The sequence below is a fragment of the Pseudomonas sp. BLCC-B112 genome, assembly GCF_028550695.1.
GTDB classification, from domain to species: Bacteria; Pseudomonadota; Gammaproteobacteria; order Pseudomonadales; family Pseudomonadaceae; genus Aquipseudomonas; species Aquipseudomonas danubii.
Window position 1 is genome coordinate 1 of the sequence record NZ_JAQQGK010000015.1, and the last position, 21,148, is coordinate 21,148.

13 protein-coding genes and 1 pseudogene are annotated in these 21,148 nt (G+C 65.8%); 4 read left to right on the forward strand and 10 right to left on the reverse strand.

Annotation, left to right across the window (positions count from 1 at the left end):
• The first annotated feature begins 382 nt into the window (after window positions 1–382).
• Window positions 383–9,073 carry a glycoside hydrolase family 94 protein gene (locus PQT43_RS28875; RefSeq protein ID WP_272755353.1) on the forward strand — a complete coding sequence of 2,897 codons (8,691 nt, stop codon included), beginning with the start codon at window positions 383–385 and terminating at the stop codon, window positions 9,071–9,073.
• A gap of 68 nt (window positions 9,074–9,141) precedes the next feature.
• On the forward strand, window positions 9,142–9,879 hold the full coding sequence (locus tag PQT43_RS28880; protein ID WP_102880162.1) for a Crp/Fnr family transcriptional regulator: 738 nt from the start codon (window positions 9,142–9,144) through the stop codon (window positions 9,877–9,879).
• 32 nt (window positions 9,880–9,911) lie between these two features.
• Here PQT43_RS28880 and PQT43_RS28885 read toward each other — a convergent pair whose 3' ends face one another.
• From PQT43_RS28885 to PQT43_RS28895, 3 genes are all read right to left on the reverse strand, one after another.
• Window positions 9,912–10,823 (reverse strand): universal stress protein, encoded by a 912-nt coding sequence (locus PQT43_RS28885; protein WP_102880161.1) that lies wholly within the window; start codon window positions 10,821–10,823, stop codon window positions 9,912–9,914.
• A 90-nt stretch (window positions 10,824–10,913) separates the two neighbouring features.
• Entirely contained in the window at window positions 10,914–11,987 is a 1,074-nt protein-coding gene (locus tag PQT43_RS28890; protein ID WP_053152835.1) for an NAD(P)-dependent alcohol dehydrogenase, read from the reverse strand.
• 148 nt (window positions 11,988–12,135) lie between these two features.
• Complete coding sequence (locus PQT43_RS28895) at window positions 12,136–13,266, reverse strand: MFS transporter (protein WP_267268641.1); 1,131 nt, start codon at window positions 13,264–13,266, stop codon at window positions 12,136–12,138.
• A 100-nt stretch (window positions 13,267–13,366) separates the two neighbouring features.
• Between PQT43_RS28895 and PQT43_RS28900 the strand changes: the two genes are divergently transcribed.
• Entirely contained in the window at window positions 13,367–14,131 is a 765-nt protein-coding gene (locus PQT43_RS28900) for an AraC family transcriptional regulator (RefSeq protein ID WP_267268642.1), read from the forward strand.
• A 24-nt stretch (window positions 14,132–14,155) separates the two neighbouring features.
• Here PQT43_RS28900 and PQT43_RS28905 read toward each other — a convergent pair.
• From PQT43_RS28905 to PQT43_RS28915, 3 genes and pseudogenes are all read right to left on the reverse strand, one after another.
• Window positions 14,156–14,341 (reverse strand): annotated as a pseudogene (locus tag PQT43_RS28905) (cyclic nucleotide-binding domain-containing protein); the annotation flags it as partial.
• 120 nt (window positions 14,342–14,461) lie between these two features.
• On the reverse strand, window positions 14,462–15,088 hold the full coding sequence (ycaC, locus tag PQT43_RS28910; RefSeq protein WP_267268643.1) for an isochorismate family cysteine hydrolase YcaC: 627 nt from the start codon (window positions 15,086–15,088) through the stop codon (window positions 14,462–14,464).
• Between the two features lie 143 nt (window positions 15,089–15,231).
• Entirely contained in the window at window positions 15,232–16,107 is an 876-nt protein-coding gene (locus PQT43_RS28915; RefSeq protein WP_102880158.1) for a pirin family protein, read from the reverse strand.
• 97 nt (window positions 16,108–16,204) lie between these two features.
• Between PQT43_RS28915 and PQT43_RS28920 the strand changes: the two genes are divergently transcribed.
• A complete protein-coding gene (locus PQT43_RS28920; RefSeq protein WP_102880157.1) occupies window positions 16,205–17,113 on the forward strand; it encodes a LysR family transcriptional regulator in 909 nt (302 codons plus the stop codon).
• Between the two features lie 92 nt (window positions 17,114–17,205).
• Here PQT43_RS28920 and PQT43_RS28925 read toward each other — a convergent pair whose 3' ends face one another.
• The 4 genes from PQT43_RS28925 to PQT43_RS28940 all read right to left on the reverse strand — a co-directional run bounded on the left by PQT43_RS28925 (window position 17,206) and on the right by PQT43_RS28940 (window position 21,008).
• Window positions 17,206–17,658 carry a response regulator gene (locus PQT43_RS28925; protein WP_102880156.1) on the reverse strand — a complete coding sequence of 151 codons (453 nt, stop codon included), beginning with the start codon at window positions 17,656–17,658 and terminating at the stop codon, window positions 17,206–17,208.
• Window positions 17,659–17,995: 337 nt separating this feature from the next.
• Window positions 17,996–18,712: an MgtC/SapB family protein gene (locus PQT43_RS28930; protein WP_102880155.1), complete on the reverse strand. Its 717-nt coding sequence runs from the start codon at window positions 18,710–18,712 to the stop codon at window positions 17,996–17,998.
• 278 nt (window positions 18,713–18,990) lie between these two features.
• Entirely contained in the window at window positions 18,991–20,328 is a 1,338-nt protein-coding gene (locus PQT43_RS28935; protein WP_267268645.1) for a lysine N(6)-hydroxylase/L-ornithine N(5)-oxygenase family protein, read from the reverse strand.
• 197 nt (window positions 20,329–20,525) lie between these two features.
• Window positions 20,526–21,008, reverse strand: coding sequence for a sigma-70 family RNA polymerase sigma factor (locus tag PQT43_RS28940; RefSeq protein ID WP_102880153.1), 483 nt, complete (start codon window positions 21,006–21,008; stop codon window positions 20,526–20,528).
• Between the last annotated feature and the right edge of the window lie 140 nt (window positions 21,009–21,148).

Consider the following 21,148-nt stretch of genomic DNA (forward strand, 5'->3'; position numbering starts at 1 on the left):
TCGTTCGGATCTTCCTGAATGAGTTTTAGCGGATTTTACTCAAGACCTTGAAAGGGATGGCTGTAAGAGCGAAACCATAAGTGGTCGTTACCGCAGCAACGGACATGCCCACCAACAAGACCGCCCCCTCATGCTCCACGACCACCACGCCCCCCAACAGGAACACCCCCCCTCACCACAACAAGCCACCCAACAGAAATGCCGATCGCCCGCCTATGTGCCCCAACGCACAGACACCCTCCCCCACGCCCGCCACCGTCAAGGTTGCAGCTTTTTGCCTGAAACGTTCGTCGCGACGGTGCATCGATTTGACCGCACGCCCCGCTCCCGGCCCTCCCTCGCACCCCGTGCCGAGGGACGGCTCTGTTATGCCAAGGAAAACATGGACAGTCATTGGACCCACACATTCCTGAGGTTCTGCCGTCTGCCCGCCGCCAGATACGGCCAATGGAAGGCCTCGCGCAACAGCGTCGAATACGAAGCGCCGCTGCGCTCGGAATTGTTCAGCAGTGAACAGATGGCCAGCCACGGCACCCTGCTGGCGCACCAGCACCGCCTGAGCCAAAGCCGCAACCCCGACTGGCTGCTGGCACGCCTGTCGGACAACGCCAGCGCCCTGGCCAGTTGCTGCAAAAGCCTGACCGCCGCCACCGGCAGCTCGCCCCGAGCCACCCCCGCCGCCGAGTGGCTGCTGGACAACTACTACCTGCTGGAAGAACAGATCCGCATCACCCGCACTCACCTGCCCCGGGGCTACAGTCGGCAATTGCCGCGCCTGGCCAACGGCCAGTCGGCGGGCCTGCCACGGGTCTACGACATCGCCCTGGAAACCATTTCCCACGGCGACGGCCGGGTCGACAGCGAAAGCCTGGGGCGTTTCGTCGACAGCTACCAGAGCGTCACCCCGCTCAAGCTCGGCGAGCTGTGGGCGATTCCCATCATGCTGCGCCTGGCCTTGATCGAGAACCTGCGGCGCGTGGCCTTCCGGGTCATGGCCAACTGGAGCGAGCGCAATCTGGCCAACGACTGGGCCGACCGTCTGATGGAAACCGCCGAGCAGGACGCCAAGAGCGTGGTGCTGGCGGTGGCCGACATGGCCCGCTCGGCACCGCCCATGAGTGCCGCCTTCGTCGCTGAACTGGCGCGGCGCCTGCAGGGCCAGAACGCCGCCCTGGTGCTGCCCCTGGCCTGGATCGAGCAACTGCTGGGGGAAACCGGGCTGAACATCGAGCGCCTGGTGCAGCTCGACGCCCAACAGCAAGCCGCCGATCAGGTGTCCATCAGCAACAGCATTTCCAGCCTGCGCCTGCTCTCGGCCAGCAACTGGCGCGAGTTCGTCGAACTGATGAGCCGGGTCGAACAGGTGCTCCAGGACGACCCGGCCAAGGTCTACCGGCGCATGGATTTCGCCACCCGCGACCATTACCGGCATGTGCTCGAACGCCTGACCCGCCACTGCCCCCTGAGTGAAGACCAGGTGGCCCGCCAGTGCATCGAACTGGCCCGGGCCCACTACCGCGCCGAGGCCCCGGAAGCCGTGGCCGGCCATGTCGGGCATTACCTGATCGGCGCCGGACGCCGCACCCTGGAACAACAGATCGGCGCCCGAGTGCCCCTGGCCGAACGCGGCCGGCGCCTGCTGACCCAGGCGCCCCTGGGCTTTTTCCTGGGGCCGGTGATGCTGCTCTCGGCGCTGTTCGCCTGGCCGTTTCTCGATGCCCTGTATCAGGAAGCCAGCCCCGGCCATTACTGGCTGGCACTGTGGGCGGTGCCGGCGTTGCTGCTGGCCAGCCGCCTGGCCATCGGCCTGATCAACGGCCTGGTGACCCTGACCGTGGCCCCGGGCATTCTGCCGCGCCTGGACTACAGCGAAGGCATTGCGCCCCGGGCCCGGACCCTGGTGGCGGTGCCCTGCCTGTTCGGCAACGCGGCGGATGTCGAAGAGCTGGTGGAAGGCCTGGAAGTGCGCTTTCTGGCCAACCGCGATGCCCAGCTGTACTTCGCCCTGCTCAGCGACTTTCTCGACGCCCCCAGCGAAACCCAGGACGGCGACACCGCCCTGCTGGCGCTGGCCCGACAAGGCATTGAGGCGCTGAACCTGAAGTACCCCGAAGAGGCGGTGGACCGCTTCTACCTGCTGCACCGGCCACGGCTGTGGAACGCCGCCGAACATTGCTGGATGGGCCACGAGCGCAAGCGCGGCAAGCTCGAAGACCTCAATGCCCTGCTGCGCGGCCGGGGCCAGGAACGCTTCTCGCTGATCGTCGGCGATATCCAGGCCCTGCCCGAGATCACCTACGTCATCACCCTGGACAGCGACACCCAACTGCCCCGGGACGTGGCCCAGCAATGCGTGGGCGCCATGGACCACCCGCTGAACCGCCCACAGACCGACCCGCTCAGCGGGCGCATCGTCAGCGGCTACGGGATTCTCCAGCCGCGGGTCGGCATCAGCCTGTCGAGCACCGCGCGCAGCGCCTATTCCCGGCTGTTCGCCAGCGATGCCGGGATCGATCCCTATACCCGCGCGGTGTCGGACGTCTACCAGGACCTGTTCCAGGAAGGCTCCTTCGTCGGCAAGGGCATCTATGCCCTGGACACCTTCGAGCAGACCCTGGGCGGGCGCTTTGCCGACAACCGGATTCTCAGCCACGACCTGATCGAGGGCTGCTACGCCCGTTCCGGGCTGCTCAGTGATGTGCAGCTGTTCGAGGAATACCCGGCGCGCTACAGCGCCGACGTCAAGCGCCGCCAGCGCTGGATTCGCGGCGACTGGCAACTGCTGCCCTGGCTCCTGCCCTGGTCGCCCAAGGCCGCCGGCGGCCTGGAAAGCAATCGCCTGAGCCCGCTGGCACGCTGGAAAATCCTCGACAACCTGCGCCGCAGCCTCGAACCCCTGGCCTTGCTGAGCATGCTGCTGTGGGGCTGGCTGGGCTCCACCCAGCCCCTGGCCTGGACCCTGGCGGTACTGATTGTGCTGCTGGTGCTGCCCCTGTCCGCCGCCTTGCGCGAGCTGGTGCACAACACCCCGGAAGTGCCGTTGCTGCAACAACTGAACGCCGCCCTGGGCAGCGCCGGCCAGCACCTGTCCCGGGCCCTGTTGCCCCTGGCCTGGCTGCCCTATGAGGTCGCCTACAGCCTGGACGCCATGGCCCGCGCGTTGTGGCGCATGGGCATCAGCAAAGCTCATCGCCTGCAGTGGCAACCGTCCCGGGAAGCCGAGCGCGGCCCGGATGACAACCTGCTGCAGCTGTACCGGCGGATGTGGATCGGCCCGTTGCTGGCCCTGCTGCTGACGGCGCTACTGTGGCCGCGGCCGCAACTGCTGATGGCCGCGCCCTTGCTCCTGGCCTGGCTGGCCGGCCCGGCCCTGGCCTGGTGGCTCAGCCGCCCGGCAAGCCAGGTGGCGTTCGAGCCTTCCAGCGGCCAACGGCGTTTCCTGCAGAGCCTGGCCCGCCGCACCTGGGGCTTTTTCGACCAGTACGTCGGCCCCGATGACAACTGGCTGGCCCCGGACAATCTGCAGGAACAGCCCCAGCAGCGCATCGCCCATCGCACCTCGCCGACCAACCTCGGGTTGGCCCTGCTGGCCCATCTGGCGGCCCACGACTTCGGCTACCTGAGCAGCCGCCGGCTGATGCACCGCCTGGAGCAGATGCTGGCCAGCATGGGCCGGCTGGAACGCTATCGCGGGCACTTCTACAACTGGTACGACACCCAGAGCCTGCAACCCTTGCCGCCGCGCTATGTGTCCACCGTGGACAGCGGCAACCTGGTGGGCATGCTGCTGACCCTGCGCCCCGGCCTGCAAGCCCTGGTGGACAGTCCTCCGGCGCTGCTGCAGATCGCCAACGGCCTGCTGGACAGCCTCGATGTGTTCCAGGACGCCCTCACGGCGGCCGGCCAGGACACCGCCCCAGTGCTGCGCTGGCGCCTGGAAACCCGCGCCGTGCATGAGCACCTGAGCCTGCATGCCGATGTGGCTCCGGATGCCTTGCTGGGGCTGCTGCAACGGATTGCCGACAGCGTCGAGCAGGCGCAGACCGGCACAACGGACGATGTGGACTTCTGGCGCCAGGCACTGGCCGCGCAATGCCGTGACCTGCATGACGAACTGCAATGGCGCTGCCTGCCGCCCATGGCCGATGGCCGCCGCTTCGGCACCCTGAGCTGGCGCCAGCTGGCCCAACTGGACGCCGGGTATTGGTTGCCGATGCACCATGAGCGGATCGCCGCCGTGCGCGAGCTGGCCCTGGAGCGCATCAGTTGCCTCAGTCGATTGCTGGAAGCGGTAGCCAGCATGGCGCAGATGGACTTCGGCTTTCTCTACGACACCCGTCGTCACTTGCTGGTGATCGGCTACAACGCCGATGAGCACCGCCTGGATGCCGGTTACTACGACCTCTTGGCCTCGGAAGTGCGCCTGACCCACTTTGTCGCCATCGCCCAGGGACAGTTGCCCCAGGAAAGCTGGTTCGCCCTGGGCCGCCTGCTCACCAGCAGCGCCGGCACCCCGGTGCTGCTGTCCTGGACCGGCTCGATGTTCGAGTACCTGATGCCGATGCTGGTGATGCCCAGCTACCAGGGCACACTGCTGGACCAGACCTGCCGCGCCGCGGTGGCCCTGCAGATCGAGCACGGCCAGCAACTGGGCCTGCCTTGGGGCGTGTCCGAGTCGGGCTACAACACCCTCGACAGTCAGTTCAACTACCAGTACCGGGCGTTCGGCGTACCGGGCCTGGGGCTCAAGCGTGGCCTCGGCGCGGAACGGGTGGTGGCGCCCTACGCCAGTGTCCTGGCGCTGATGGTGGCGCCCCAGGCCGCCTGCCAGAATCTGCAGCGCCTGGCACAGCTGGGGCTGGGTGGACGCTTCGGCCTCTATGAAGCCGTGGACTACACCGAGTCGCGCCTGCCCCGGGGCCAGGACCATGCCGTGGTGCGGTCGTTCATGGCTCACCACCAGGGCATGAGCCTGCTGGCCCTGGCCTGGTTGCTGCTGGATCAACCCATGCAACGGCGCTTCGAATCCGATCCGCAGTTCCAGGCCATCGCCCTGCTGCTGCAGGAACGGGTGCCGAAAACCGCCGCCCAGTACCTGCACGCCGCCGGTGCTCCGGAAGCCGACGAAGCGGCCCGGGCCCATGAAAACAAACTGCGGGTATTCGCCGACCCGGACCGCAAGCGCCCGGCCGTGCAACTGCTGTCCAACGGTCACTACCACCTGATGCTCAGCAGTGCCGGTGGTGGCTACAGCCGCTGCAACGAACTGGCAGTGACCCGCTGGCACGAAGACCCGACCCGCGATCACTGGGGGCAGTTCTGCTACCTGCGGGACGTGGCCAGCGGCGACTTCTGGTCCGCGGCCTACCAGCCAACCCGCCACCGCCCAGAGCATTTCGAGGCGATCTTCACCGATGCCCGGGCCGAATTCCGGGTACGTGAACGGGACTTCGACAGCCACCTGGAAATCGTCGTGTCCCCCGAGGACCCCATCGAACTGCGCCGCCTGCACCTGTGCAACCGGGCCCGGGGGCGCCGCAGCATCGAGCTCACCAGCTACGCCGAGGTGGTCCTGGCCCCGGCCCAGAGCGATGCGGCCCACCCGGCCTTCAGCAACCTGTTCATCGAAACCGAACTGCTGCCCAGCCTGCAGGCCATCGTCTGCAGCCGCCGGCCACGGGCCCAGGAGCAGCCAGTGCCGTGGCTGTGCCACCTGCTGGCGGCCCACGGCGTGGACATCGACGCCATCTCCTATGAAACCGACCGCGCACGCTTTATCGGCCGCGGCCGGGATCTGGCCGCGCCCCAGGCCCTGGACCCGCAGGTCGAACGGCTCTCGGGGAGCGATGGACCGGTGCTCGACCCGATCGTGGCGATCCGCTGCCGGATCACCCTCGACCCCGGCCAGAGCGCCACCATCGACCTGGTGACCGGGGTCGCCGAGAGCCGCGAACACTGCCTGCAACTGATCCACAAATACCGTGACCGGCACCTGGCGGACCGGGTCTTCGACCTGGCCTGGACCCACAGCCAGGTGCTGTTGCGCCAGCTCAACGCCTCGCTGGCCGAAGCCCGACTGTTCCAACAGATGGCCGCCTCGCTGCTCTACGCCAACGCCAGCCTGCGGGCCGACACCAGCCTGCTGCTGGCCAACCGCCGCAGCCAGTCCGGGCTCTGGGGCCAGGGCATTTCCGGCGACCTGCCGATCGTCCTTTTGCAAGTGGGCGACCTGGCCAACATCACCCTGGTGCAGCAACTGATCAAGGCCCACGCCTACTGGCGGCAGAAAGGCCTGGCGGTGGACCTGGTGATCTGGAACGAGGATCAGGTCGGCTACCGCCAGCAGCTCCAGGACCTGATCATGGGCCTGGTGACCTCCGGCAGCGAAGCCAGCCTGATCGACCGTCCCGGGGGCATCTTCGTGCGTCCGGCCCAGCAACTGTCGGGCGAAGACCGCGTGCTGATGCTGGCGGTGGCGCGCCTGGTGATCAGCGACAGCCGCGGCAGCCTCGCCGAGCAGGTCCACCGGCGCCGCGCCGATCCGTCGCTGCCGCGTCTGGAAGCGCCCCTGGTGCGCCTGCCACAAACGGCCAGCAGTGCCCCGCCAGCCCCGCTGCCGGAACTGATCCTGGAAACGCCCTACGGCGGCTTCAGCAGCGACGGCCGCGAATACCTGATCACCCTCAACCCCGGGCAACCGACCCCGGCGCCCTGGGCCAACGTGCTCGCCAACCCGCTGTTCGGCACGGTGATCTCGGAAAGCGGCGGCGCCTACAGCTGGCGCGAAAACGCCCACGAGTACCGCCTCAGCCCCTGGCACGACGACCCGGTCAGCGACCCCAGCGGCGAAGCCCTGTACCTGCGTGACGAAGACAGCGGCCAGGTCTGGTCGCCCACTCCCCAGCCCTGCCCCGGCAACGGCAGCTATCGCACCCGCCATGGCTTCGGCTACAGCGTGTTCGAGCATGAGGAGAACGGCATCCACAGCGAGCTGACGATCTATGTGGCGCAGCAGGCGCCGATCAAGTTCTCGCGGTTGAAGATCCGCAACCGCAGCGGCCGGCCACGGCGCCTCACAGTGACCTGCTACGTGGAATGGGTGCTGGGGGAATTGCGCGGCCGCTCGGCCATGCATGTGGTCACTGAAAGCGATCCGGTCAGTGGCGCGCTGTTCGCCCGCAACCCCTACAACATGGAGTTTTCCGGGCATGTGGCGTTTCTCGACACCGACTCGGCGGTGCGCAGTTTCACCGGTGACCGCAGCGAGTTCATTGGCCGCAACGGCAGCCTCGCGGCGCCGGCCGCGTTGACTCGGGGGCGTCTGTCCGGGCGTTCCGGCGCCGGTTTCGATCCGTGCGCGGCGATGCAGGTGGCGCTGGAGCTGGCGGACGGCCAGAGCCAGGAAGTGCTGTTCCGCCTGGGGGCCGAGGTGGATGCCAAGGCCGCAACCCGGCGGGTCCTACAGTACCGCGGCACGCAGATGGCGCAGAGCGAACTGGCCGCCGTGCACCAGCACTGGCAGCAGAGTCTGGGCACACTGCAAGTGCATACCCCCGACCCGGCCGTCGATGTCATGGCCAACGGCTGGCTGATGTACCAGACCATCGCCTGTCGCTTCTGGGCTCGCAGCGGTTTCTACCAGTCCGGTGGCGCCATCGGTTTTCGCGACCAGTTGCAGGACAGCATGGCAATGATCCACGCCGAGCCGACCCTGGCCCGCGAGCACCTGCTGCTCTGCGCCGCCCACCAGTACCCCGAGGGCGACGTCCAGCACTGGTGGCACCCGCCACAGAATCGCGGGGTACGCACCGGCTGCTCCGATGACTTCCTCTGGCTGCCCCTGGCCACCAGCCGCTACGTGCAGATCACCGGCGACCGCAGTGTGCTGGAGGTTGAAGTGGGTTACCTGGAAGGTCGCCAGCTCAACCCCGGGGAAGAGTCCTACTACGACCTGCCCCAGGCCAGCGGACTGCGGGAAAGCCTCTACCGCCACTGCCAACGGGCCATCGAGCACGGCAGCCGGCGCGGCGTCCACGGTTTGCCGCTGATGGGCACCGGGGACTGGAATGACGGCATGAACCGGGTCGGCGAGCGGGGCCTGGGGGAAAGCGTGTGGCTGGGGTTCTTCAGCCACGAGGTGCTGCAGCGGTTCGCCGTCACCGCCGAACAGCACGACGACCCGGCCTTCGCCCGGACCTGTCGCGAGCAGGCCCTGGCCTTGCGCGCCGCCCTCGACAGCCAGGCCTGGGACGGACAGTGGTATCGCCGGGCCTGGTTCGACGACGGCCAGATCCTGGGCTCCGCCGACAACCAGGAATGCCGCATCGACTCCATCGCCCAGAGCTGGTCGGTGCTCTCCGCTGCCGCCAGTGACGTCCGCCAGCATCAGGCCATGGAGTCCCTGGACCGGCATCTGGTGCGCCGCGACAGCGGCGTGGTGCTGCTGCTGGACCCGCCGTTCGCCCACAGCCCCCTGGACCCGGGCTACATCAAGGGCTATGTGCCCGGGGTGCGGGAGAACGGCGGCCAATACACCCACGCGGCGATCTGGGCCAGCATGGCCTTCGCCCGCCTGGGGGACAGCGCCCGGGCCTGGGAGCTGCTGCACATGATCAACCCGGTGAGCCGACGCAGCGCCGAGCAGGTGGCCACCTACCGGGTCGAGCCCTATGTGATGGCCGCCGACGTCTATGGCGTGGCGCCCCACACCGGACGCGGCGGCTGGAGCTGGTACACCGGCTCGGCGGGCTGGATGTACCGGCTGATCGTCGAGTCGTTGCTGGGGCTGCGCCGCGAAGGCGAGCAGCTGTACATCGAACCGGTGATCCCGGCCCACTGGCCGGGCTACAGCCTGGACTACCGGTTTGGCGCGACGGTCTACCACATCGAGGTGCAGCAGACTCCAGGCGCCAACCTCAGCCTGAGCCTGGACGGCCGCCCCCTGCCGGGGCTGGCCATCCCGCTGCTGGACGACGGCACCACGCGCCGGGTGTTGCTCACCTGGCCCGTCAGTGTCCCACCGCCGCAGACCGGGCATTCCCCGACAGCGGCCATCACCGAGTCGGCGCCATGACAGACACCGGGCAACGCCCTGGACTACCCTGAGTGAGCGCTGACGCCTTGCCATCCGGTGGTTCTGAGATGTTCGACAACCTTGGGCTCGGGCCCAATCACTTGCTCAACGCACTGCCGGCCGAGGTGCAGGAGCGCCTGCTGCCCCACCTCAAGCCGGTGCCCCTGGCCCTGGGCCAGGTGCTCTACGAGTCCGGGGATATCCCGCGCCACGTGTATTTCCCCACGGACGCGGTGGTGTCGCTGCTGTACCTGATGGAGAACGGCGCCTCGGCGGAAATCGCCGTGGTGGGCAACGAAGGGCTGGTGGGCGTGTCCCTGGTCATGGGCGGCGAGAGCACCACCAGCCGAGCCATCGTGCAAAGCGCCGGGCATGCCTTGCGCCTGCCCGGGCAGCGTCTCAAGGACGAGTTCAACCGCCACGGCGAGATGCTCCTGCTGATGCTGCGCTACACCCAGTCGCTGATCACCCAGATGGCCCAGACCGCGGTGTGCAACCGGCACCACTCCATCGACCAGCAACTGTGCCGCTGGCTGTTGCTGTCCCTGGACCGCCTGCCGGGCAACCAACTGGTGATGACCCAGGAGTTGATCGCCAACATGCTCGGGGTGCGCCGTGAAGGGGTCACCGAGGCCGCTGGCAAACTGCAGCGCCAGGGCATCATCGAGTACAGCCGGGGACGCATCAACGTCCTCGACCGGCCTCGCCTGGAACAGCACAGCTGCGAGTGCTACGCGGTGGTGCGCAAGGAGACCGCGCGGCTGCTGCCGTACCTGCCGGGCAGCCAGCGCGACGAGCCGGGCTGAGGCTCGTCGCTGACGGGGTCAGAGCGGGGATTTCAGTTCGGGCTCAGCGCCTTCACCGCCAGGATGCTGCCCGGCATCGAGTACAGGGCACGCTCGGTGGTGCTGCCGATCAGCCGGCCAAAGCCGGTGCGGTGCACGGTGCCCATGACCACCACGTCCACCAGGTACTCGTCGACGAACTGGGCGATGCCCGGCACCGGCGGCCCCATGATGAAGTGACGGAATTCCTGGGGCACGTTGTGTTCATCGCCCAGGCGCTCGAATTCCTTGTGCAGGGAGTCGCGCAACTCGTCCAGGCAGTTGACGCTCCAGGCGGTGGATGCCACCGGCGCGACGCCATCGAGCATCGGCATCAGGTCGTAGGCATACAGCAGGTGCAATTGCGCATCGCATTGCAGGGCCAGGGCGTTGGCGGTCTGGATGATCAGGCCGTTGAGGCCGCTGATCTGGGTGTCGGACTGGGCCGGGTCGACGGCGGCGACAATGCGCCGGGGCAGTTTGTGCGGGGCGTCGTTGACCAGGTGCACCGGCACCGGGGCTTCACGCAGCAGATGGCAATCCAGGGGAGTGACGAAAACGCGCTTGAGGGCCGATTCCAGGGTCACGTCCTTGATCAGCAGATCAGGCTGGAATTCGTTGATGTAGGCCAGCATGTCCTTGAGCACCTGGGTGCTCCAGATCACCTGGGTGGTGACTTCCACCCCCTGCTCGCGCATCCATTCGGCTTCCACCTGCAGCCAGCGCTCATGGCGTTGCAGGTAGGCCTGGCGTTCACTCTCTTCCAGGTGCTCTTCCCACAGGTAGGTGCGCGCCGGTGGTTCGACGAACACCAGGGCATGCAAGGCCGCTCCGCTGGCCTTGGCCAGGGCGGCAGCGCGGCGCGCCGCGGGAGACTGATGCTGTTGGGGATCGGCAATCAGCAACAGACGCTGGTACTGGCTCATGGTTGACCTCCTTGGACGTTGATGGGCCTGAGTGTCGAGGCAGACGGCGCCGGGCGCCTTGATATGCATCAAGGCCACCCGGTACGCGGGTCATGGCGTGATGGCGATCTTCATTACGCCGTCGCGCTGGCTGGCGAACAGTTCGTAGGCGGCTTCGATGTCATCCAGCTTGAAGCGGTGGGTAACCAGGGGCTTGAGGTCCACCTGGCCACTGGCGACCACCTCCATCAGCCGGCGCATGCGCTCCTTGCCGCCGGGGCACAGGGTACTGAGGATGCTCAGGTCGCCGAGGCCGGCGGCGTAGGCATCCAGCGGGATGCGCAGGTCGGAGGAATAGACCCCCAGGCTCGACAGCTTGCCGCCCGGGCGCAGCACCCGCAGCGCCGATTCGAAAGTGCCCTGGGTGCCCAGGGCCTCGATGGACACATCGACCCCGCGGCCGTCGGTGAGGTCCATGATCTGCTTGACCACGTCGCCCTGCTTGAAGTCCACCACATGGGTCGCTCCCAACCCGCGCGCCACGCTCATGCGCGCGGCCACGGTGTCGACGCCGATGATGGTGGTGGCGCCCTTGAGCCGGGCCCCGGCCACCGCGCACAGGCCGATGGGCCCCAGGGCAAACACCGCGACGCTGTCGCCGATGTTGACTTCGGCGCGCTCGGCGCCGGAGAAGCCGGTGGACATGATGTCCGGGCACATCAGTACTTCTTCGTCACTCAGACCGTCGGGAATCGGGCACAGGTTGGCCAGGGCGTCCGGCACCCGCACGTACTCGGCCTGACAGCCATCGATGGTGTTGCCGAACTTCCAGCCGCCCGTGGCGCGAAAGCCATGGCGGGTGTCGGGCCCATCCTGGGAGCCGCAGCCACAGAGGCAGGCGTAGCTCTGGCCGCTGGGGGTGATGGCCCCGGCGATCACCCGCTGGCCTTCATGGAAACCACGGACCTGGGAGCCGAGGCGCTCGATCACGCCCACCGGTTCATGGCCGATGGTCAAGCCCTTGGCCACCGGGTATTCACCGCGCAGGATGTGCACGTCGGTGCCGCAGATCGTCGTGGTGGTGATGCGCACCAGGGCGTCCAGCGGACCGATTTCGGGGATGTCCTTGTCTTCCAGGACGATGCGGTTCTTTTCCACGAATACCGCGGCTTTCATCTTGGCCATGTTGCCGATCTCCATTTCCGGGAAGGGGCTGCGCCGTTGCACAGATCTGCCAACAGGCTGCGCGGATGCGCCGGGCAACGGCTTGATCATGGTCAAACAATGGACCCTTCAGGGACGGTGCGGCGACCGCGTGTCGCAAACCCGGCTTTCATGTGCGGTGGCGCGCATCCAGGCACAGCAACAGGGCCGCCGCGCCGCACAGGCAAAGGCTCGGGCCCAGGGCCTGCCCCCAACCCACCAGCAGCAGGCCGGCGCCGATCAGCAGGTAATAGAACAAACCGAACCAGGCCCCGGCGCTGCCCAGCCGGTCGCTGTAGGCCGCCAGGGCCGAGCCGAGAATGTTCGGGATCGCCAGGCCAAAGCCCAGCACCACGCCGAGCATCGGCAGCACCAGCCACAGGCTGTGCTGCAAGGCCAGGACACCGCCGCCCCCGGCCAACACCGCCAGGGCTGCCAGCATCAGTAGCCGCTCGCTGCACCAGCCCCGGCCCAACAGCCGGCGATTGAGCCAAGCGCCCAGGCCGGACCCCAGGGCCAGCAACGCGCCGCTGTAACCGAACCATTGCGCGCCTTGCCCCAGGCTACGGAACACAAAGGGCCCGAGGCTGTAATAGCTGAGCAAGGCCAGGTTGAACACCGCCACCAGCAGCGCCGAGCGCCAGATCGCGGGGTCCCGCAGCATCTGCCACAAGGTGCCGGCCAGGGGCGCCAGAGGCTGCGCAGGCGGACGGGTTTCCGGCAAGGCCCGGGCGCACCAGCCGAACAACGCCAAGGCCAGCACCAGCAACCCCGTCAGTGCGCCCTGATAGCCAAAAGCGCGGCTCAGGGCCGCTCCCGCGAACAGGCCGATAGCGGGACTGGCCGCCAGCACCATGCCCATCAGCGAGAACACCCGGATCAGTTCGCGGCCCTGGAACAGATCCCGCAGCAGGGTCTGGGTCACCACCGAACCGGCAGCCACGCCCAGGGCCGCCAGGCCCTGGCACAGCAACAGCTGGGCAAAGCTGCGGACCTGCAACTCCAGGACCAGCGCCAGGGCATACAGCGCCAGCCCGCCAAGCAAGGCCGGGCGCCGCCCCCAGCGATCGCTCAGGCGTCCCCAGAGCACCACCCCCGGCGCGAACCCCAGGATAAACACCGACAGGCTCTGGGCCGCCTGCTGCGCCGGGACGCCAAAGGCCCGACCGATATCGGTCAGGGCCGGGCTGAAGAGGGTCTGGGCGATCTGCGGGAACATCAGCAGGGCCATGGCCAGGGGTAACAGGGAACGGGGATTCATCAGGTGGGTGCTCGGCAAAAAAAACATGCCGGCGATTCTAGGCAGGCGCGGCTGGCGTATTATCGCAATCCCGCCAACAAACAGTGGAAATCGGACAAAGATGGCATGGCTCGATCCCCAGGCACGCTTCGACCCGGACCCCTTCAGCGCACCGGTGATCGGCGTTGCCGCCACCCTCGGCGATCATGACTCCGGCCTGCACCGGCACCGTCGCGGGCAACTGCTGTACACCCGCCAGGGCTGCACCCGGATCACCCTCGCCGACCGCCTGTGCCTGCTGCCCCCCTCGCGGGCGGCCTGGATTCCCGGTGGGGTGCAGCACCGGGCGCAAATGCAACAGAGCGTGGATTACCGCTCGCTGTATTTCAGTGTCGAACTCAGTCCGCGCCTGCCGGCGGACGTGGCGGTGATCGATGTCAGTCCCCTGCTGCGCGCCGTGCTGGAACCCATGGCCCTGGCGGCGTTCGATTGCGACTGGAGCCAGGGCCGCTACCCGCACCTGCTGGGCCTGTGCCTGGAGGAAATCGGCGCTGCGCTGCATCAGCCGCTGTCCTTGCCCCTGCCCCGGGACAAGCGCCTGCAGCCGCTGCTGGAAGACCTGCAGCACCTGCCACCGGAGCTAAAGGTGCTGGCCACCCGGGTCGGCGCCAGCAGCCGCACCATCGGCCGCATCTTTCAGCGCGAGACCGGCCTGGGTTACCAGCAATGGCGTCAGCAATGGCGGCTGATGCGCGCCATCGAGTTACTGGCCACCGGCCGCAGCATCGGCTACACGGCCTTCGAACTGGGCTTTGCCAGTGACAGCATCTTTATCGCCTTCTTCAAGGCCACGACCGGCACCACGCCCCGGGCCTACTTCAAATGAGGAACCGCGCCTTCAGACCTGGGGGCTGCAGAAGGTCTTCGCCGAGAACTGCGCGATCGTGGCCCTCTCGGCCACCGCGCCCGCTTCGCCAATCACTTCACCCGGGCTCATGGGCCCGGCTTCGAAGGGCTGGCCGTCACGCTGCATGGTCACCGACACCACGCCGGACTCGATGATGAACAGGTGATCGCTGGCCGCCCCTGCCGCCAGCCGATCTGCAAACCGATGGCCGCCAGGTGCAACGGCACATCGTCCGGCCAGGGCGCCGTCTGCATGGGGCTCAGGCCATGCCACGCAACAGCGGGCGCGATGCCCGCCGCTGCCGGGGCTTTACTGGCCTTGGGTCAGGGTGTTGTAGCTGGTCATCAGGTTGCGGTAGTCGGGGATATGGTTGGAAAACAGAGTGCCCAGGCCTTCGACATCGTTGCGCCAGTCACGGTGCAGCTCGCACGCCAGGCCAAACCAGGTCATCAATTGCGCGCCAGCGTTGGACATGCGGTTCCAGGCCGAGTCGCGGGTCAGTGCATTGAAGGTACCGGAGGCATCGGTGACCACAAAGACTTCAAAGCCTGCTTCCAGGGCCGAGAGTGCCGGGAACGCCACGCAGACTTCGGTGACCACCCCGGCAATGATCAGTTGCTTCTTACCGGTGGCCTTGATCGCCTTGACGAAGTCTTCGTTGTCCCAGGCGTTGATCTGGCCGGGACGGGCAATGTACGGCGCGTCGGGAAACAGCGCCTTGAGCTCCGGCACCAGCGGGCCGTTGGGGCCGGTTTCGAAACTGGTGGTGAGGATGGTCGGCAGCTTGAAGTACTTGGCCAGGTCGGCCAGGGCCAGCACGTTGTTCTTGAAGCGATCGGGCTCGATATCGCGGACCAGCGACAGCAGGCCGGCCTGGTGATCAACCAGCAGAACAGCGGCATTTTCCTTGTCGAGACGTTTGTAGGCGTTAGTCATGGTGAGTCCTCGTTAATGATCGATGCCGGGTAACCCGGCTGGGGTTAAACCCATGGCCGCGCCTGCAGCGTGAGGGCGGACATGGGGGTAGCACGCGACTCGCAGAGCCTAGTCGGCCAAGCGCGCCGCGCCAGCGCTGCCGGTCAGTGACCGGTAGCGTCCATCTGGCCGAAGCGTCCCGATTGAAAATCGACGAAGGCCTGATGAATCTCCTCTTCGCTGTTCATCACGAACGGGCCGTGACCGACGATGGGTTCGTCGATGGGCTCGCCGCTGAGCAACAGCACAATCGCGTCGCTGTCGGCTTGCAGGCTGATCAGGTCGCCCTCGCGTTCCAACAGTGCCAACTGTCCTTGCGCGACCCGCTCCTGGCCATTGACCTGCAGCGTGCCACGCAGCACCACCAAAGCGGTGTTGCGCCCCGGGTGCAGGGGCAGCTCCAGGTGTTTGCCGGCCAGCAGGCGCATGTCCCAGACGTCAATGGGGGTGAAGGTCCGCGCCGGGCCGCGCTGGCCGGCGAACTCACCAGCGATCAGGCGCAGGCTGCCGGCATGGCCGGGCAGCGGGAGCTGCGCAATATCCGCCGCGACGAGGGTCTGGTAACCGGGGGCTGCGAGCTTGTCCTTCGCCGGCAGGTTGACCCACAGTTGGACCATTTCCAGATTGCCGCCACGCCGGGCGAAATCGGCGGAGTGGAACTCCTCGTGGAGAATCCCCGAAGCGGCGGTCATCCACTGCACGTCGCCCGGACCGATCTTGCCGCCGCTGCCGGTGGAATCACGGTGTTCCACTTCGCCGTCGTAGACGATGGTCACTGTCTCGAAGCCGCGATGGGGATGTTCACCGACCCCACGGCGGGTGCTGGTGGGGCTGAACTGGGCGGGGCCGGCGTGATCCAGCAGCAGGAACGGGCTGATGTGCTGACCCAGGTTGTCGTAGGAAAACAGGGTGCGGACCGGGAAGCCGTCACCGACCCAATGAGGCCGGGGGCTGGTGTAGATGCCGATGATGTTTTTCATGTCGTCCTCCAGAACTATCTGATGGACACACCTTAAAACTCACACCTTTGCCGCGCTAGACTGCAAAAATCGCCCTTAGCGTTCTATTTGGAGAACGATCTTGGAAGACCTGAACACCCTCTACTACTTCACCCAAGTGGTGGAGCACCGAGGATTCGCCGCCGCCGGGCGCGCCCTGGACATGCCCAAGTCCAAGCTCAGCCGACGGATTGCCCAGCTGGAGGAGCGCCTCGGCGTGCGCCTGATCCAGCGCACCAGCCGCCACTGTTCGCTGACCGAGATCGGCCAGGAGTATTACCAGCGCTGCCTGGCCATGCGGGTGGAAGCCGAGGGCGCGGCGGAAGTCATCGAACGCAATCGCTCCGAACCTCAAGGCCTGGTGCGCGTGGCCTGCCCCACGGCCCTGCTCAATTCCTGGGTCGGGCCGATGCTTACCCGCTTCATGCTCAAGTACCCCTTGGTCGAGCTGTTCATCGAAAGCACCAACCGCCGGGTCGACCTGATCCACGAGGGTTTCGACATTGCCCTGCGGGTGCGCTTCCCGCCCCTGGAAAACACCGATCTGGTGATGAAGGTACTGGGCAACAGCACCCAGAGCCTGGTGGGCCATCCGGACTTTCTCCAGCGCCTGTCGAGCCCGGCCACACCGGCGGATCTCAGTGGCCTGCCGAGCCTGCACTGGGGAGCGGCGCAACGCGAATACCAATGGCAGTTGCTGGGGCCCGACGGCGCCGAAGCCTTGATCCGCCATCGGCCGCGGATGGTCACCGACGACTTGCTGGCCCTGCGCCATGCGGTGCTGGCGGGCGTCGGCATCGCCCATCTGCCCAAGGTGGTGGTCCGCGAGGACCTGGACGCCGGGCGCCTGCTGGAACTGGTGCCCGGCTGGGCGCCGCGCTGCGGGATCGTCCACGCCATCTTCCCGTCACGCCGCGGTCTGCTGCCTTCGGTACGCAGCCTGATCGACTTTCTCGGCGAGGAGTTCAGCCACAGCGACATGGCCTGAACCCGGCCTCGCCTGCTCAGCGACGCCTTGCCCGAAGCGCAACGTAAAACGGCATCCCCTGGGGATGCCGTTTTTTATAGAGCGCGGTTCAATCAATTGGCACTGACGCGCCAGCCGCCGTGCTGCAGTTCCGGCAGCCACTGAATGCCTGATCTGGCGCCCCTGAACACCGGGGGATCGATCTGCAGCATCAAGCGGCGGATCGCCTCGCTGTCGGGCAACTGGGCGCGGCTGGCCTGGATCCGGTGCCGCAGGCTGCTGGGGATGGGCGGAAAGCGCTGGCTGTCATAGATCAAGGCGTGACCGAGCTGAGGGTTGTCCAGGCAGAAGTCCAGAAGATCGAAACCGCTGTGGATGGCCAGGCTACCGTTGATGATCAGCAGGTCGAACGGATCGCAGGCGTACTCCACCAGCGAAAGCAGCTCCTCCAGCGTGTGCACGGGGGCAATGCGGTAATAACTCAGTTGATTCAAGGTTCGTTCGATCTGCATCCGATGAAAATGTTGATCATCGGCAATCAGTATGCGCAGCGCTCTATTGGACATTTCTGGATCCTGCTTTTGAGACTACGACCGGCGGCTGCCGGCCTTTCCTCCTAGGTCGGTAGAAGGCTAGGGAAGTGCCTGTAGGTTTTCTCTAGGAGTATTCTGAAAACCATGTCCAGCGTGCTCTTGCCGTAGTTTTTTTCGGACAAGTCAGCTAGTGCACAAGCACAACCGCTAGCTCTTTCTAAGTCGCTGACTACCTTAATCGCCGCCCGTTTTTTTTAGCAGAGGGGTAGGAGACTGAAAGGTCTTGTTGTTTTGTAAGGCTTTTCCCAGAACCCACTACAGGTCTCTGAGAACAGCAAAAGACAACAGGCTAGCCATCATCGAGCCCCTATCACTCGGTGGTGCTCGGGCTCCAGAATGCCTGCTGCACCAGGGCCGAAGTGGACAGCCGCGCCACCAGCGCATCCAGTTCTTCACCGTCCACCGAGGTGCTGGCCAGAGTCGCCTCGATTTCCACTTCATCGTTGCCAAAAGCATGCACATCGACATCGCTGGCCGGGTAATTGCTGCGCGTCAGCTCGGCTTCCAGCAAGGCGAACACGGCCTTCTGGTTCGAACGCTGGGCAATGACGTAGACGATGTTGGTGACCTCGGCGGAGATCACGTCCAGTGGCTGGCGGTTGATGTTGTTGACGATGGGCCGCAACAGGGTATTGGCGGCCAGCACGAACAGGGTGCCCAGCAGGGCTTCGAGAACCAGATCGGCACCGGCACAGGCGCCCACCGCCGCCGAAGCCCAAAGGGTGGCGGCGGTGTTCAGCCCGCGGACGTTGCCCTCCTCGCGCATGATCACCCCGGCGCCGAGAAAGCCGATGCCCGACACCACGTAGGCCACCACCCGCACCGCGCCGTCGGCACCGCCCAGGCGGTTGGCCATGTCGACGAAAATCGCCGCGCCCACCGCCACCAGCACGTTGGTGCGCAAGCCCGCGGTGCGCTGCCGGTACTGGCGTTCAAAGCCGATCAGGCCACCAAGGATAAAAGCCGCGCTGAGGCTGACCAGGGTATCGATCAGCGAGTCCAGGTTGATGTTGTGCAGGGCCTGCATGGCGAAAATCCTCTTGGCGACTAGCGGCAAGCTACAAGCAGCAAGTTACAAGCAGTACGCCGCAAACCCGAAACTTGCCGCGGGCCACCACGACGCGGCAAGAGGAATCGAAAAGTTCTCAAGCCAAGGTTCAGGAACGCCTTCGCCGGCAAGCCGGCTCCTGCAAAAAACACCCGGGATAACCCCGAACGGCAGGAGCCGGCTTGCCGGCGAAGAGCTCTGCAAGAATGCCTTGGCGCCCGTCCGCGCAGGCCACGCAAGAGCGGCCGTGGCGCCTCTCAGCTGGCGGTGGCCAGCAGCAGGTCGCGGACCGAGCGGCTGTGACCGCGGGTCTTGCCATGTTCGTACAGCGAATCGGCAATCTCCTGGGCACGAATCGGCAGCACCGACAGCAAGGTGTCGCTCAGGCCATGGCTGGCCTGGCTGAAGCCCTGCATGTAGATACCGGCCTTGCAGCGTTCGTCGGTGATCACCCGATAGTTGCGGTCCACTTCGAAGTCGCCCAGGTATTCCTGCAGAGGCGCCAGCAACTGCCGATGCATCTGGCGCTCATAACCGGTGGCCAGCACTACCGCGTCGTAGTTTTCAGTGGTGCAGGCGCCGGTGGCATTGTTGCGCAGCACCAACTCGATGCCTTGATCGGTAGCCACGGCTTTTTCCACCAGGGTCAGGGTGCGGAATGCGTGACGGGCGATCCCCGAGACTTTCTGGCGATAGAAGATCCCGTAGATGCGTTCGATCAGGTCGATGTCCACCACCGAATAGTTGGTGTTGTGGTACTCGTTGACCAGGCGCTCACGTTCACTGCTGGCTTGCTGGAACACTAGGTCGGTGAACTCGGGCGAGAACACTTCGTTGACAAAGGGACTGTCGTCGGCTGGCTTGAGTGCCGAGCCACGGATCATCATGTCCACCTGCACCGACGGAAAACTGTCATTCAGATCAATGAAGGCCTCCGCCGCACTCTGACCGCCACCAATGATGGCGATTTTCATCTTCTTGCCGGCGACACAAGGTTGTTCAGCCATGCGCTCCAGGTACTGAGAATGGTGGAACACCCGAGGGTCGCCCTTGAGCGCCTTGAAGGTCTCGGGAATCCGCGGTGTTCCACCGGCGCTGACCACCACCGAGCGAGTGCTGCGGATGAACTCTTCCCCCTGGGCATTGCGCGAGATGACCCGCAGCGCCTCGACGTGCTGGTTGTGCAGCAGCGGCTCGATGGCCAGAACCTCCTCGCCGTAGCGGCTCTGGTCCTTGAATTGAGCGGCGACCCAGCGCAGATAGTCGTTGAACTCCATGCGGCACGGATAAAAGGTCCCGAGGTTGATGAAGTCCACCAGGCGTCCATGGTGCTTGAGGTAGTTGACGAACGAGTAAGGGCTGGTGGGGTTGCGCAGGGTGACCAGGTCCTTGAGGAAGGAAATCTGCAGTTCACTCTGGGTCACCAGGGTATTGCCGTGCCAGCGATAATCGGCCTGTTTGTCGAGAAACAGCACGTCCAGAGGACCCTGAACCTGGCCGCGCTCCTCCAGCGCAATGGCCAGCGCCAGGTTCGAGGGACCAAAACCGATACCAATCAAATCGTGAACGATGGCCGATGCCATTGCCTGTGTCATGTCCAGTGTCCTCTGGAGAAGCCCCTCAACGCGGGGAATTACGCCGGTGACCTGGCCGGCCCCTGAGGGCCAACAGGTCGTCTGTTGAGTAGGAACGAGGACGATGAAAAAAAATTTAACCCACTGCCCCGGCGGTCCGGCAAACAAAAGTCAGCCGCCACTACACCAGGCTCAGTGCCACCAGCGTGCGCCGCTGGTCACTGAGCTTCCCACTGACGCAGGCGCACCCGGCAATGCTTCATGGCATTGACGATGTGTTTTTCCACCAGGCTGCGGGAAATGCCCAGATGCTCGGCAATCTGCACATGGGACAGACCTTCAAGCTTGCGCAGCAGAAAACTCTCGCGGCACAGCCGGGGCAGTTCCGCCAGGGCTCGCTGGAGCATCTCCAGGCGCTGCCCCTGATCCAGGCTCGCCTGCGGTGACGGACTGAAGCAGTGCTCTTGCTGGTCGAGTGCTTCCAGGGGTTCGGATTGACGCAGCTGGTTACGCCGATGGTCGTCGATCACCAGATTCAGCGCCGTGCGATAAAGGAAGGCCCGCGGCTGCTCGATGGGAGGAGCGCTGGGGCGCTCCAGCACCCGCACAAAGGCGTCATGGGCAACGTCCTCGGCGACCTGGCGGTTGCCAAGCCTGGCGTTGAGGAAGCCCATCAGCTCGCGGTAGTAACTTTCCAACATGACTCCCGACCCAGGTGGGTGATTTCTGTCCTTGAACAAGATCCGTGGCAAGGGGACTGATCCAGTCATTCAATGATGGCAGTTTAGGAGCGACGTAATTTATAGTAATTCTCATATAGATTTAAAGTACTGCTGCTGCG

Excerpts from the sequence above, each read along its gene's own strand:
- PQT43_RS28940 (WP_102880153.1), bottom strand. The coding sequence starts at position 21,008 with ATGTTGGAAAGTTACTACCGCGAGCTGATGGGCTTCCTCAACGCCAGG.
- PQT43_RS28875 (WP_272755353.1), top strand. The coding sequence starts at position 383 with ATGGACAGTCATTGGACCCACACATTCCTGAGGTTCTGCCGTCTGCCC.
- PQT43_RS28930 (WP_102880155.1), bottom strand. The coding sequence starts at position 18,712 with ATGCAGGCCCTGCACAACATCAACCTGGACTCGCTGATCGATACCCTG.
- PQT43_RS28880 (WP_102880162.1), top strand. The coding sequence starts at position 9,142 with ATGTTCGACAACCTTGGGCTCGGGCCCAATCACTTGCTCAACGCACTG.
- PQT43_RS28915 (WP_102880158.1), bottom strand. The coding sequence starts at position 16,107 with ATGAAAAACATCATCGGCATCTACACCAGCCCCCGGCCTCATTGGGTC.
- PQT43_RS28935 (WP_267268645.1), bottom strand. The coding sequence starts at position 20,328 with ATGACACAGGCAATGGCATCGGCCATCGTTCACGATTTGATTGGTATC.
- PQT43_RS28885 (WP_102880161.1), bottom strand. The coding sequence starts at position 10,823 with ATGAGCCAGTACCAGCGTCTGTTGCTGATTGCCGATCCCCAACAGCAT.
- PQT43_RS28900 (WP_267268642.1), top strand. The coding sequence starts at position 13,367 with ATGGCATGGCTCGATCCCCAGGCACGCTTCGACCCGGACCCCTTCAGC.
- ycaC (WP_267268643.1), bottom strand. The coding sequence starts at position 15,088 with ATGACTAACGCCTACAAACGTCTCGACAAGGAAAATGCCGCTGTTCTG.
- PQT43_RS28890 (WP_053152835.1), bottom strand. The coding sequence starts at position 11,987 with ATGGCCAAGATGAAAGCCGCGGTATTCGTGGAAAAGAACCGCATCGTC.
- PQT43_RS28925 (WP_102880156.1), bottom strand. The coding sequence starts at position 17,658 with ATGTCCAATAGAGCGCTGCGCATACTGATTGCCGATGATCAACATTTT.
- PQT43_RS28895 (WP_267268641.1), bottom strand. The coding sequence starts at position 13,266 with ATGAATCCCCGTTCCCTGTTACCCCTGGCCATGGCCCTGCTGATGTTC.